Origin of the sequence: Micromonospora sp. WMMD987, from assembly GCF_029581435.1 — a bacterium.
GTDB lineage: Bacteria > Actinomycetota > Actinomycetes > Mycobacteriales > Micromonosporaceae > Micromonospora > Micromonospora rifamycinica.
This window is the reverse complement of the sequence record NZ_CP120861.1, coordinates 17,685-30,813: the sequence shown is the minus strand read 5'-3', so window position 1 is coordinate 30,813 and position 13,129 is coordinate 17,685. Positions and strand designations below refer to the sequence as shown.

Sequence of the window (13,129 nt, the reverse complement as noted above, 5' to 3'; positions counted from 1 at the left end):
CGTGGACGCCGGTGGGGGCGGGCGCGGTCTAGTCGGGGTCGGTGGGTTCCTCGAGTGCGGCCAGCATCGCGTCGACCCGGCGCAGCCGCTCCTCGAGTGCGGCCGTCACCGCGGCCGGATCCTCCGCCGGGCCCGCCGCGCGCAGCTCGGAGACGAGGTATTCGCGCAGCTCGTCGGGGGTCTGGGCCGAGGCCGGATCGTCACCCATCGTCGCGTTCCCGTCCGCTGGTCGGTGTGGTGTGCGTACGCCAGCATGCCGGGCGTCCGGCTGATCGGCAGTCGTCCGTCCGTTCAGTCGGCGTAACACCCCGGTCACGACGTTCATCCGGATCTGTCGACCTGTCGTTTCCCTCCGATGGCCTGAATCGCCGGTCGCCCACCCCCTGAGCCGTCTGTCGCCCTGGCTGATCGCCATAGGAAATGACTTTTCGCGCCGTTCACGTTATGCGACTTCATGCGCCATGGTGGGTAACCTTCGTTGGTCCGACTCTTCGGGCGCTTCACCCACACGTGGAACACGGGAAAGCGGGACCGCATTGTCGGCAGTTCCTGTGGCGGACCAGCGTGACATCCGTAATCGGTAGAGCCGGGTAAAGGTGGTGCAGGTGCCAGAGGAGTCGGTGTTCGTCGGCCGTGCGGACGAGCTGGGCCTTTTGCGGCGACGCTTGGCGGAGGCCGGGCGCGGCACGGCCCGGACGGTGCTGGTCGGCGGCGAGCCCGGCGTCGGCAAGAGCCGGTTGCTGAGCGAGTTCGCGCTCCAGGCGCGGGGATCCGGCGCTCACGTCCTGGCCGGCACCTGCGAGGAACGCTTCGGCAGCCCCACGCCGTACGGGCCGCTGCTCGAAGCGCTGGAGATGTTCGGCCGGGAGCACGGTGCTGCACGCGCCGCCGAACTCGGTGGCTCGGCGTACCAGAAGTTGACAGTTTTCTTCGAGCTGGGCAGCGACTCGATGGGTGCGCCCCAGCAGGTTTTCCTCGCGGTGCGTCGGATGCTTGACGAAATTGGCGCGGAAGCGCCGGTCGTTCTTATCCTGGAAGATCTGCACTGGGCCGATCCGTCGACGCTGGATCTGGTGCGACACCTCGGCCAGGCCAGTCCGGAGGGGCGTAGGCTACTGCTCGTCGGCAGTTACCGGGCCAATCCTCCGCGCGGCGAACTGCTCTGGCAGCTCTTTGCCGGCACCACGTTCCTGCGCCGGACCGAGCGGTTCGAGCTGGCCCCGTTCACGTTGGCGGAGATGCGCGAACTCCTCGCTGCCGGCGACGCCGAGCGGGTCGACCCGAAGCTCGCGGCGCGCTGCCTGCGGTGGTCCGACGGGATCCCCTTCTACGCGGAGCAGTTGCTCGCCGCCGGTGCCCTGACCGGCCGGGACGAGGACGTCGAGCTGCCGCCGGACATCCGGTCGGTGATGCTCGCCCGGCTGAGCGAGCTCAGCGAGGACGCGCTCAGGGTGCTGCGGGTGGCTGCGGTGGCCGGTCGGGCGATGAGCCGACGGCTGCTACGCACGGTCAGCGGGCTGCCCGCCGAGACGCTGCGCGACGCGCTCCAGGAGTGCTTCGACCGGCAGATGCTGGTCGCCGACCACGAGGACGACGTGTACCGGTTCCGGCACGCGCTGATGCGGGAGGTGGTGTACCAGCAGACCGTCCGGGACACCCGGGTCGACCTGCACGTCGCGATGGCCGAGGCGTTGGCCGCCGACTCCCGGCTCTGCCTGTCCGAGGGGTCGGCGGTGGCGGAACAGGCCGGCCACTGGTACCAGGCGGGTAGCTGGCCGCAGGCACTCGGGTCAGCCGTCCAGGCCGGACAGACTGCGGCCCGTACCCTGGCGTTCGCCTCGGCCCAGGCGCAGTTCGACCGCGCGCTGAGCCTGTGGCGGCAGGTCGAGGACCCGCAGACCCGGGCCGGCGTGACCCACCCGCAGTTGCTCGCCGAGGCGGCCGAGGCGGCCCGTTGGTCCGGCCACCTCGACCGGGCGTTGGAGCTGGTGGGGCGGGCGATCGACGCGCCGGACCACGGTCGTGACCCGGGCCGGCTGGGTGAGCTGCACGAGCGGCGTGCCACCTACCTGTGGGAGGCCGGCAGACGCACCGAGTACGGCGCGGCGTTCCGGCAGGCGGCGGAGCTGCTGGCGGAGAGCCCGCCGTCGGCGGTGAAGGCGCGGGTGCTGGCCGGGATCGCCCTGGCCCACCTCCAGGCGGGCCACTACCAGGACGGTCGGGACACCGCGGACGCGGCGCTCGCCCTGGCGACCGAGGTCGGGGCGGAGGCCGAGCGGGGCCGGGCGCTGGGCATCTCCGGCCTCGCGCTGGGCATGCTGGGCGACCCCGAGGGCGAGCGCCGGCTCCGCCGGTCACTCGAGATCGCCCGCTCGGCCCACCACATCGAGGACCTCCTGCGGGCGTACGCGAATCTGGGCCTGATCCTGGAGCACACCGGACGACTGCGCGAGTCGGCCTCGGTGACCAGGGAGGGCCTGGAGGAGGCCCGCCGGCTCGACCTGGCGGGCAGCCGGCAGGGCATCCTGCTGGCCAACAACTCCAGTGCCGCGCTCGTGCTGCTCGGCGAGTGGGAGGACGCCGAGAGGATCATCACCGAGGCGAGCCTGGACCGGTCCCCCGCCGAGAGCCTCTACCCGCGTCTCACGCTCGCCGAGATCAAGGTGGCGCAGGGTGCCTTCCCGCAGGCACACCAACTGCTCGCCTCGATCGAGAACGTGGAGCACGGTGAGGATCCACGGTTCCTCGGGCCGCTGCACGCGGTCCGGGCCGAGCTGGCCCTCGGCGAGGGCGACCTGGCCCGGGCCGCCGACGAGGTGAGCCGGGGAGTCGCGGCGGTCCACAGGGGAGAGAACGCCCTGGAGCTGCTGCGGTTGTTCGCACTGGGGATGCGCTGCGCGGCCGACCGGGCAGCCACCGATCCACGGGGCGCGAGCGTCGTCGGTGACCGGCTCGCCGGCCTGACCCGGGACGTCGTACGCCGGTCGTCAACGACGACGGCCGGGCAACTGACGGCGGAACTCCAGCAGCTCGTCGCGCTCTGCACGGCGGAACGGCGGCGCATCGGGCGGACGGACAGCGCCCTGGGCTGGAAGCGGGTCGCCGTCGGCTGGGCCGAACTGGACCGGCCGTACCCGGCGGCGTACGCCCGCTGGCGGCAGGCCCTCGCGGCGCTGGCCGCCGACGGGACCGGCGACAAGACCGCCGCCCGGGAGCCGGCCCGCGACGCCTACCGGATCGCGCAGGCGCTGGGTGCCCGGCCGCTGGCGGAACGGATCGAGGAGCTCGCCCCGAAGATCGGCCTCAGCCTGGGCGAACGACCGGTGCCGGCCCGGCTGCCGTACGGCCTGACGCCGGCCGAGTTCGAGGTCCTACGGATGCTGTACGACGGGAAGGACGCGGCCCGGATCGCCGAGGCGCGCGGCGTGAGCCTGCGGACCGTGCAGACCCAGCTCACCAGGATCTACCGGAAGCTGAACGTGCACAGCGCCACCGAGGCGGTCGCCCTGGCCCGCCGGGAGCGCTTCTTCGACTGAGCACCGCACCTGTCCGTCAGTGCCGGGCATGACGCGGAGAGCCCTCCTGATCGGTGCGCAGACCAACGGACTGGCCGGTGTCCTCAACGATGTCGAGGCGATGGCGCAGGCCCTGGAGCCACGGGACTTCACCGTGCAGCGGCTGGTGACGCCGTACGCCACCCGGGCGGGGATCCTCGACGCGTACGGCAAGCTCGTCGCCGACGCCGGCCCGGACGACGCCCTCGTCGTGTACTACAGCGGCCACGGCGGCCGGCTGCTGGTGCCGGACGGGCGGGACCTGCAGTTCATCGTGCCGGACGACTACACCGACTCGGACGACGAGGATTTCCGCGGCATCACCGACGTGGAGCTGTCCGTGCTGCTCGCCCGGCTGACCGACCACACCCCGAACGTCACCGTCGTGCTGGACTGCTGCCACGCCGCGCACATGTCCCGGCAGCCCGGTCACCGGGTGAAGGCGCTGCTGCGGACGGCGACGTCGCGGTGGACGCCGACGTACGAGGACGTCGAGCGGCACGTCCGGGCGCTGGTCGCCAACGGGTTGCCGGTCGACCGCCGGCACCCGGTCGGCAACCCGCACGCGGTACGGGTGGTCGCCTGCGCGCCGTCGGAATCGGCGTGGGAGACCGCCAACCGTGACGGCACGCAGATGGGCCTGTTCACCGACGCGCTGTCCCGGACGCTCCGGGCGGCGCAGGGGCAGCGGGTCAGCTGGTCCACGCTGCTGGACACGGTCCGGCGGCGGGTGCAGACGTTCGCGTCCGTCCAGCGGCCCGAGGTGGAGGGGCCGTCGGGACGCCAGCCGTTCGAGACGACCGAGCCGGACGTGCTCGACGCGCTGCCGGTCTCGGTCGAGGGACCGGACCGGATCCACCTGCTGGGTGCGCCGCTGCTCGGCGTCGAGGTGGGCGACGAGTTCGCCATCATGCCGGGTGGCGCGGCCGGGCCGGACGACGGGCCGGCGGTCGGCACCGCCACCGTCGAAGGTCTGCTGCCCACGGTGGCGGTCGCCCGGCTGCGGCCCGTCGACGCCGGACGGGCGGTGCCCGCCGACGCCCGTGGGTACCGCACCCGCGCCGCCGCGCCCGCGATGCCGGTGCGGCTGCCGGCCGACCACCCGGCCGGTGCGCTGCTGCGCGACGCCGTGGCCGCGCGGGCGATGCTGCGACCGGCCGGACCCGAGCCGGCCGATCCCGCCCCGGTCGAGGTCGTCGTCGACGCGCGGGGCCGGCTGGCGGTACGGGACGAGGCCGGTCCACTGCACCCGCCCTACCCGGCCACGGCGGCGGGTGTCGACGCGATCGTCGCCAATCTGCAACGGATAGCCCAGGCCACCGCGCTGCGCCGGCTGACCGGCGACCCGGACCGGCCCCTGCCGCACGCGGTGCGGATCGAGTGGGGTCGGGTGCGCGACGGGCGGGAGGAGCCCCTCGCGCTCTCCGGCGGGCTGCTCTTCGCGTATCCGGGGGAACGCATCTACTTCCGGGTGCGCAACGAGGGCGACGACCCGGTGTACGTGTCCCTGCTCGACATCGGCGTCTCGTCCCGGGTGTCGGTGCTCACCCACTCCGACCCGGGTGGCGTCCGGCTCGCCCCGGGCCGGTCCTACACCTACGGCTGGCACGAGGACCTCCAGCGGCTCACCGGGGTCGACCTGACCTGGCCGGAGGGCATCGAGACCGCCACCGCACGACCCGAGACGGTCCTGGCGCTGATCAGCGACGGGCCGGTGGACACCTCCGTGCTGCGGCAGCACGGCGTCCGCGACGGCGGCTCCGGAACTCCGGCCACCGCCCGGTTCGGGCTGTCGGGCCTGCTGTCGCAGATCGCCACCGGCGGGTACCGCGAGGTCGGCGACGCCCCCGCCACCCGGGTCCGGTACGCCGTCGCGTCCATCGACTTCATGGTGAGCCCGACCCCTCCGCCGACCGCAGAGCGGGCGACCTTCCTGGTCGACGACCGGCCGGAGCAACCGGTCCGGCTGCTCGCCCCGCGCGGCGCGACGCCGACCAGGGTCGCCGTCCGCATCGCCGACCTGGTGGTGCACCGCAACCGGGCGTTCGGCGACGCCGACATCCGGGTCGACACGCTCGTGCTCACCGGTGGATCCGGCGACCGGCCGACGCACTGGGCACGGACCCTGCGGTTCAGCAACATCCGCGACCACGAGCGGCTGCCGCTGGAGAACGTGCTGATCTACCACGGGCCGGCGGTGGACTTCCTGGACATCGCGGTCTGGGTCAGCCGGGACACCACCGGCAGTCGCGACCTGAGCGCGTTGCTGGCGGACAGGCTGACCAGCCCGGCGGTGCAGTCCGCGGGCGTCGAGGTGGCCGGGCTGGCGCTGGCCGCGCCGCAGGCCGCCGTCGCCGTCGCGGTGCTGGGCGCCGCCGCGGTCCTGGTGAACACGGCGTACGAGCTACTGACCGACCTGGTCGGACCGAGCATCGGGCTGTACCGCACCTCGCTGCTGGCCCAGGAGCGGTTCGGCATCGGCCGGCACGAGCGGCACCCGCAGGACTTCTCCTTCACCTACTCGGTCGACGGGGTCCGCTGACCCTCCCCGACCGGCAACGACCACCGACCCCTATCACGCAGAGGAGTACGCGCATGGCCAAGAAGCTCGTCATCGGAAACCAGGAGTGGTCGATCCCGGACGCCACCGCGGAGGCCATCGCCCTGCAGGTGCGGGACGCGATGCTCAACGGCAGGTCCGTCGCGTTGGAGCTGAACGACGCCGACGGCCGCGCCGTCACCGTCTACCTCAACGGCGCGGCCACCTCCAGTGTGGTGCTCGACCTGGACCGTGGGCCGCGTCCGCCCAGCGAGATGTCCTGACCGGACAGCACACCGGCCGGGCCTGCCGCCCGGACGACGGGTGGTCCTGACCGGACGACGACGGGCCGGGTTCCGTACGGGGAACCCGGCCCGTACGTATCCGCCGACGCCCGTACGTATTTCGCGGTATCTCCTCCGGCGTGCCTCGGCCGACCGGCCCGCGGCCCAGACGATCGACACGTAGCCGATCGGCGCACCCGTCGAGGTACGGAGGATCTCCCGTGGCCGGTACCAGGAAGCAGCAGCACTCCGCAGCGGACACCGTCCGGGAACTGGCCCGGCAGGGGCTGCTCGCCCGGCGCGTCCGGGAAGCGTCGGTCGAGGAGGGACGGTGGCTGCGGGCCGGCGCGGTCGAGATCGTCTGGCCGCTGGTCTACCTGCGGGTGACCCGGCCGGTCGAGCACAGGCGCGGCCACCACCACTGCGCCGCCGGGCTGCACCGGCTGGAGCCCGACTGCCTGGACCGCTTCCACGACGACGTCGAGGCGGTGGTCGACGACCTCTTCGTCCGGGCGGATCGGCCGATCACCAACCTGGAGGGCTGGCTCACCGTGCAGCTGCCCCGGGCCACCGTGGACGGCCATCGCCGTCGCCGTGGACGGCGCGGCGCGGCGCAGCGGCCCCGGGTGCCGAACTGGCTGGCCGACGCGCTCGAGCGGGACACCTGGCTGGTCGAGCTGGCCAAGTCGATCCTCGACTGGGTCGGCGTGGAGGCGACGGTCAGCGGCGGACTCTGGCCGCTGACCGCCTGGACCGAGCGGCGGATCGTCGTCACCGGGGACCACACCGTCGGTGAGGCGGTGGTCGCGGCCGAGGTCGAACTCGTCCTGACCGCGATGCGGCGTCGCACCCCCTGGTACGAGCGGAACGTGGAACGACCGCTGGGCCACAAGCAGGCGCCGGTCCACTCCCCGGTGGGCGACCCGTCCGGTGGGCACGCCGAACCGGAACCGCTCGCCCTGGTGCCCCGGCACGAGGTCGACGACGCGCTGCTGCTGGCGCTGGCCGACCGGGCGATCACCCTGATGGAACGTCGGGTGGCCGCCGGGGAGGAGGTCCACACGGTGGTCGCCGACGTGTTGGCCGTGGTGTTCGGGACGCTTCCGGCGTCATCCGACCTGGACCGCGAGCCGGGGCACGACCCGGTGAACGCCGAGCAGGTCGCCGCCCTGGTCGGTGATCCGGACCGGCTGGCCCGGATCGTCGCGACCGTCGTCGAGCTGCTGGGCCGCCGGAACCGTCCGTCAGGACGGTAGGAGTCGGAACGAGGGAAGGGGTGGACGGATGGGACAGCCGGACAGGTCACCGCCCGACCGGCAGGCGGCCATCGTCCGCATCGTCGCCATCGGGCGGGCGGCCGTCGCCGGGAACGTGACCGACGTTCCCGGCGCGCTGGCCGACCTGGACCAGCTGGCCGGGGAGTTCGCCGACGACCGGCAGGTCCGGGCGCTGGCCGAGGCCACGGCGTCGGCGTTGGGGCTCCTCCGCGGCTCCCCGATGCTCGATCCCGGCCGGATGCGCGCGGCCCTGGCGAGCCTGGACGAGCTGACCGAGGCGGTGCCGGGCGCGGCACCGGCGGTCGAGCCGACACGCGCGCTGATGCCGGATCTCCTCCGCATGGCACAGGCCCACCGGGACGGCGACACCGGGACCGCGCGGGCGCTGTTCGCCGCGTTGCGGGTCCGCGCCGACGAGCTGCCGCCGGGCGACCCGCTGGGCGGGGCGCTGGCCGACGTCGCGCCGCTGCTCGACGCGCTCTACGCCGGCATGGACGACACGGAGGCGCAGCTCCCGGACCCCGGGCCGGAGGCGTCCGAGACGCAACGCGCGCTGCACCTGATGGTCCGGGGTGGCCTGGCCATGCGCCCCGACGACGCGGCGGACCCGGAGCGGGTGGAGGCCGGCCTCGACGATCTCCGGGCGGTCGTCGCATCGCTGCCCGGACACCACCCGTACCGGGTCATGTGCCTGACCTCGCTCGGGCTCGGGCTGGCCCGTCGTGCGGAGGTGGGCGGGGCGCTGGCCGACGTGGACGAGGCGATCACCGTGCTGGAGGAGGCACGCACGCTGGCCGGCGACGCGGCCCATCCGGCCTGGGCGCTCGTCAACGAACTCCTCACCATGCTGCTCCGCCGGCGTGGGCGGGAGCCGCTGGCCCGGCGGGCCGCCCTCGAAGGGCTCCGCGGCTACGCCTGGCAGGTGTTGCGGCAGCCGGAGCCGGCCGCCGCCCGCGCCGCCGCCCGGGAGGCGGTCGACGTGGCCGTGGACATCGCCGGCGGGTGTCTGAGCCGGCACCAGCCGGCGGACGCGCTCCGGGCACTGGACGCCGGGCGCGGTCTGCTGCTCTTCGCCACGACCGCGTGGCGCGACCCGTACACCCGGCTCGCCGAGGCCGGGCACCGGGACCTGGCCGACGAGTGGCGAGCCACGGAACACCCCTCGCCCTGGCTGCGCGAGCGGGTCCTGACGGCGCTGACCCAGGATACCGGCCTGCTCGACCCGCCCGACCTCACCGAGATCCAGGGGGCGTTGCGCCGGCTGGCGGTGGACGCGCTGGTCTACCTGGTGCCCGCCATCGCCCCGTCGCCGGGCTGGGCGGTGATCGCCCCGGTCGAGGGGCCGGCGCGTTACCTGGCGCTGTCCCTGCTCTCCATCGGGGCCGGCACGGACGTCGAGCGGTACCTGACCGCCCTGGCCGCCCGGGATCCCCGGGAGGTCGGGTCGATGGACCAGGACGTCCTGACCGACCGGCTCGACGCGCTCTGCACCTGGGCCTGGAAGGCCGCGATGGGGCCGGTGGTCGGGCCGTACCTCGACGCGGGGCGCGTTCCCCGGCTCGTGCTCGTCCCGATGGGTGACCTGGCCCGGGTGCCGTGGCAGGCGGCACTCGCCCCCGACGGGACGTACCTGGTGCAGCGGGTCGCCCTCTCCCAGGCGGCGTCGGCCCGGATGCTGTGCGACACCGCCACGGCCGAGCGGGCGCCGACGGCCCGGACCGGGCTGGTGCTCGCCGATCCGGACACCGGCCCCCGGGCGGGCAGCCTGCGCTCGGCGCGGCTGGAGGCGTACGGGATCCACCAGGTGTTCTATCCCGGCGCCACCTACGTCGGACGCCGGCCGGACGGCAGCGTCAGCCCCTCCGGCGCGGGCACCGCCGACGACGTCCGGTCCTGGCTGCGCGCCGAGGGCACTCCGGCCGGCAGCCTGTTGCACCTCGCCTCGCACGGCGTCATGGAGACAGCCCCCGCCACCGCCTCGTCGCGGCTGCTCCTGGCCGGCGGTGACCTGACCGCGGACGAACTGGTCGAGGTCATGACCGGGGTCGACCGGCGGCCCGTCGGGCTGGTGGTGCTCGCCGCCTGCCACACCGGCCGGTCGGTCCACGGCTACGACGAGGCCTACAGCCTCGGCACGATGTTCCTGGCGGCGGGGGCCCGATCGGTGCTGTCCACCCAGTGGAGCATCCCGGACGGCGAGACCTCCCTGCTGATGTACATGTTCCACCACTACCTGGTGGCCGAGCGGCACCCGCCCGGGGACGCGCTGCGCCGGGCGCAGATGTGGATGCTCGACGGCCAGCGGCGACCGCCCCGGCACATGCCGCCCGCGCTGCGCCGGATGCTCGACGACACCGACCCCGCACGGGTGGTGGCCTGGGCCGGATTCACCCACTGGGGACAGTGACCGACCGAGAGGTGCAATGCCATGGACGACGAGGTCGCCAAGCTCCGGGCCGAGATCGCCGAACTCCACGACAGGCTCCGCCGGCTGGACGGTCGGGCGCGGCTGCCGACGCTGGTGCAGGTCGGGCAGAAACTCCAGCTGGTCTACTGGCGGATCGGGCCGGGTCAGCCCGCGGCGCTCGGTGACCTCTCCGCCGCGATCGAGGTGTGGGACGAGGCGTACCGGCTGCTCGATCCCGACGATCCGGCGCGCGGCGAGGTGGCCCTCCGGCTCGGCCAGCTTCTGGCGGCCCGGCACAGCACGCACGGCGGCGCGACGAAGGACCGGGAGACCGGCATCTTCGTCCTCGACGAGGCGCTCACCTTTCCCGACCTGTCCCCGACGGCGGTCGGCATGGCGCGGCTCTCGCTCGCCATGCTGCATCTCCAGCGGACGACGGAGGCGCTCAGTCCGGCCAGCGCACGGGCCGGTTTCCTGACCGGGCTGTCGCCCGGTGCGCAGGACGACGCGGTGACCGCGTCCCGGCTGCTCCGCGAGGTCCTGGCCGGGCCACCGCTCGGCGCCGCGTTCACCACCGCGGCTCGTAGCCTGCTCACCATCGCGGAGTCGATCCAGCCGCTGCTGAGCGGTGACCCCACCCGTCTCGATCTCGGCAAGATGATGGAGGCGTTGGCGGCGTTGCAGCGGTTGCAGCGGGACGGCCTGCCGTCGACGACGTGGGTCACCGGCGATCCGCTCGACTACCCGGTCGCCGTCCTGGAGGGCGACGAGGACCCCGCGCCGACGGTCCCGCCGCGTCGACCGGTGCGACCGCCGGACGCACCCGTGGTGACCGGGCGGTACTCGGCCCGCCGGGCGGCCCGGGACCGGCTGGCGGCGCTGACCGGCGGCGATGGGTCGCCCGTCTGGGAACAGGCCCGCGCGCTCCTGTCGACCGGTCCGTCGACGCTGGCCGTCGGCGACCTGGACGCCTTCGTCGGGGCCGCGGTCCACGCGGCCACCACCGGCGGTGGTGACGCAGCCGACGGGGGTGGCGCGGCCGGCGGTGATGGCGCGGCCGGCGGGAACGGCGGGAACGGCGAACCGGTCGAGCGTGGCATCGACCAGTTGCTGGCGGCGATCGGGTTGTGCCTACGGGAGAGCCGGGACGGCAGCGGCTGGGGGGCCGACGACGGGGAGACGACCAGCGGGGCCCACCGTGCCGCCGCGGCACACCTGCGGACCGCCGTGACCCTCGTCCCGCCGGACCATCCGGCCGCGGCGGTGGTCGTCGAGGCGGCCGGCGGCCTGGTGGACGACACCCGACCACTGTCCGGGGCGGTCGCCGGGATCGCCGACGTGCTCCCCGGGTACACGGCAGGGATCCCGTGCCGGCCGGCCACGGTGACGGCGCTCGCCGAACTGTGCCGGACGGTGACCGCGCTTCGGGCCGGTGCCCCGGTCGAGCCGGACGCCCTGGCCGCCGCCCTCGCCGCGGTGCCGACCGACCACCCCGTGCGGGGTCCGCTCGCCGTCGCCGTCGCGCAGGCCCGGCTGGTGGCGGCGGTGCACGCCGGTGGGCCGGTCACCGTGGACCCGGCTCTGGGCCGGCTCGGCGGTCTGCTCGACGCGCTGCACCACGACGACCGGTCGGCGTTGCGCGCGGCGCTCGACGCGCTGGACCACGACGACCGGCCGGCGCTCGACGCCGGCCCGGGACGGGTTCCGCCGCCGGTCTCGGCGGTTCTCGGCGCGGCCCACCTGTGGCTGTCGGATGACCTCGACACCGCGATCACGCTGCTGTCCGGGGCGGCCCGCACGCTCGACGACGGTGCCCTGCGCACCCGCACCTGGTGGCGGCTGGCCGGGGCGTACCGCAGCCGGGGAGCCGTCGGGGACGACGAGCGGAGCCGGGACGCCGGCCGGCACGCGCTGCGGGGTGCCGGGCCGGACCGCCGGGAGGCGGCCCGGTTCGCCGGGTGGATGCTCGCGGAGGGGCGGGGTGCGGAGGCCTTCCACGCCCTGGAGACCGCGGCTGCCGCTCCCGGACCGCCGACCGTCGACCCGCTCGTCCTGGACCTGCTCTCGGTGCTCACCGGGGTCACACCACCCGCCGGGCCACCGCCGGAGGTGCCGGATCCGGCGACCGTCGCCGCCGCGGTCCGGGAGGTCGGCGCGGTCACCCTGCTCTACCTGCACCCGACCGACGACGCGGGGCGGACCGCCGGGGTGCTCTGCCTCGATCCGGCCACCGAGCGGCTCGACGTGCTCGCCAACGTCCCGGTGACCGATCCGCTGGCCTCGGACGACCCCGGCTGGCCGGCGGTGATGCGACGGTGGTCGCCCGGCAGCTTCCTGCTGGCGGCGACCAGTGGCCTGGACCGGCTGGCGCTGCCCGCGGTACGCGTCGGCGACGGCCGCCGTCTGGTCCAGGAGGCGGTCATCTCGCACGTCTCGTCCGGGGCGCAGGTGGTCCGGCTCGCCGCGCGGTCGGTCGCGTCGGTGGCGGACGCGCCCCTGTTCGTGGTCAATCCCCGTGGCGACCGGGACCACGAGATGGCCGAGGTGATGGCGGTACGCCGGTTGTGCTACCCCCGGTCGGTCTGCCTCGGCCGTGCCCTGGAGCCGGTGGAGGGCACCGGCACCCCGGACGACGTCCGCAAACACGTGTCCACCGCCTCGATGGTGCACCTGGCGTGCGGGCTGCGGGGCACGGAACTCCACCTGGCCGACGGTGAGGTGCTCGACGTGGCGACCGTCGGGGGCGCCGGTGGCCTGCTGATGCTCTCGGAGAGCACCGCCGGCCCCGGTCCCGCCCTGCTCGACGCCGGTTTCGTGGGGGTCGTCGGCTGGCGGTGGGCGGTGCCCGCGCCGGTCGCCGCCCTCGCGCTCTTCCTGGTCCACCTGGAGCTCGTCGAGCACCGCCGGTCACCGGCGGCGGCGGTCGCCGCGGTGCAACGGTGGATGCTGGACCCCGACCGGACTCTCCCGCCGTCCCTGACCGGCTCCCACCGCAACACCGTCACCACGAGCGACCTGGCCGGGCCGGCGCTCTGGGCCGCGCTGACCTACAGCGGTCGCTGACGGTG

Annotated in this window: 7 protein-coding genes; 6 read left to right on the top strand and 1 reads right to left on the bottom strand. The window is 74.6% G+C overall.

Annotation, left to right across the window (positions count from 1 at the left end; all coding sequences use genetic code 11):
• Nucleotides 1-28 precede the first annotated feature (28 nt).
• Nucleotides 29-208, bottom strand: a complete 180-nt coding sequence (locus tag O7612_RS00105; RefSeq protein WP_282269296.1) for a hypothetical protein — start codon at nt 206-208, stop codon at nt 29-31.
• A 397-nt stretch (nt 209-605) separates the two neighbouring features.
• Here O7612_RS00105 and O7612_RS00100 point away from each other — a divergent pair, with 397 nt between their 5' ends.
• The 6 genes from O7612_RS00100 (at nt 606) to O7612_RS00075 (ending at nt 13,124) form a co-directional block, all read left to right on the top strand.
• Nucleotides 606-3,536 (top strand): AAA family ATPase, encoded by a 2,931-nt coding sequence (locus O7612_RS00100; RefSeq protein ID WP_282269294.1) that lies wholly within the window; start codon nt 606-608, stop codon nt 3,534-3,536.
• Nucleotides 3,537-3,564: 28 nt separating this feature from the next.
• Entirely contained in the window at nt 3,565-6,096 is a 2,532-nt protein-coding gene (locus O7612_RS00095) for a caspase family protein (protein WP_282269293.1), read from the top strand.
• Between the two features lie 53 nt (nt 6,097-6,149).
• Nucleotides 6,150-6,377, top strand: coding sequence for a hypothetical protein (locus tag O7612_RS00090; RefSeq protein WP_282269290.1), 228 nt, complete (start codon nt 6,150-6,152; stop codon nt 6,375-6,377).
• Nucleotides 6,378-6,598: 221 nt separating this feature from the next.
• Nucleotides 6,599-7,633 carry a hypothetical protein gene (locus O7612_RS00085; RefSeq protein ID WP_282269288.1) on the top strand — a complete coding sequence of 345 codons (1,035 nt, stop codon included), beginning with the start codon at nt 6,599-6,601 and terminating at the stop codon, nt 7,631-7,633.
• Between the two features lie 28 nt (nt 7,634-7,661).
• Nucleotides 7,662-10,061 (top strand): CHAT domain-containing protein, encoded by a 2,400-nt coding sequence (locus O7612_RS00080; RefSeq protein ID WP_282269286.1) that lies wholly within the window; start codon nt 7,662-7,664, stop codon nt 10,059-10,061.
• A 21-nt stretch (nt 10,062-10,082) separates the two neighbouring features.
• Nucleotides 10,083-13,124 (top strand): CHAT domain-containing protein, encoded by a 3,042-nt coding sequence (locus tag O7612_RS00075; RefSeq protein WP_282269284.1) that lies wholly within the window; start codon nt 10,083-10,085, stop codon nt 13,122-13,124.
• Nucleotides 13,125-13,129: the final 5 nt, after the last annotated feature.

Bases quoted from the DNA above. Each gene is read 5' to 3' on its own strand.
- O7612_RS00075 (WP_282269284.1), top strand. From the start codon at position 10,083: ATGGACGACGAGGTCGCCAAGCTCCGGGCCGAGATCGCCGAACTCCAC.
- O7612_RS00095 (WP_282269293.1), top strand. From the start codon at position 3,565: ATGACGCGGAGAGCCCTCCTGATCGGTGCGCAGACCAACGGACTGGCC.
- O7612_RS00105 (WP_282269296.1), bottom strand. From the start codon at position 208: ATGGGTGACGATCCGGCCTCGGCCCAGACCCCCGACGAGCTGCGCGAA.
- O7612_RS00090 (WP_282269290.1), top strand. From the start codon at position 6,150: ATGGCCAAGAAGCTCGTCATCGGAAACCAGGAGTGGTCGATCCCGGAC.
- O7612_RS00080 (WP_282269286.1), top strand. From the start codon at position 7,662: ATGGGACAGCCGGACAGGTCACCGCCCGACCGGCAGGCGGCCATCGTC.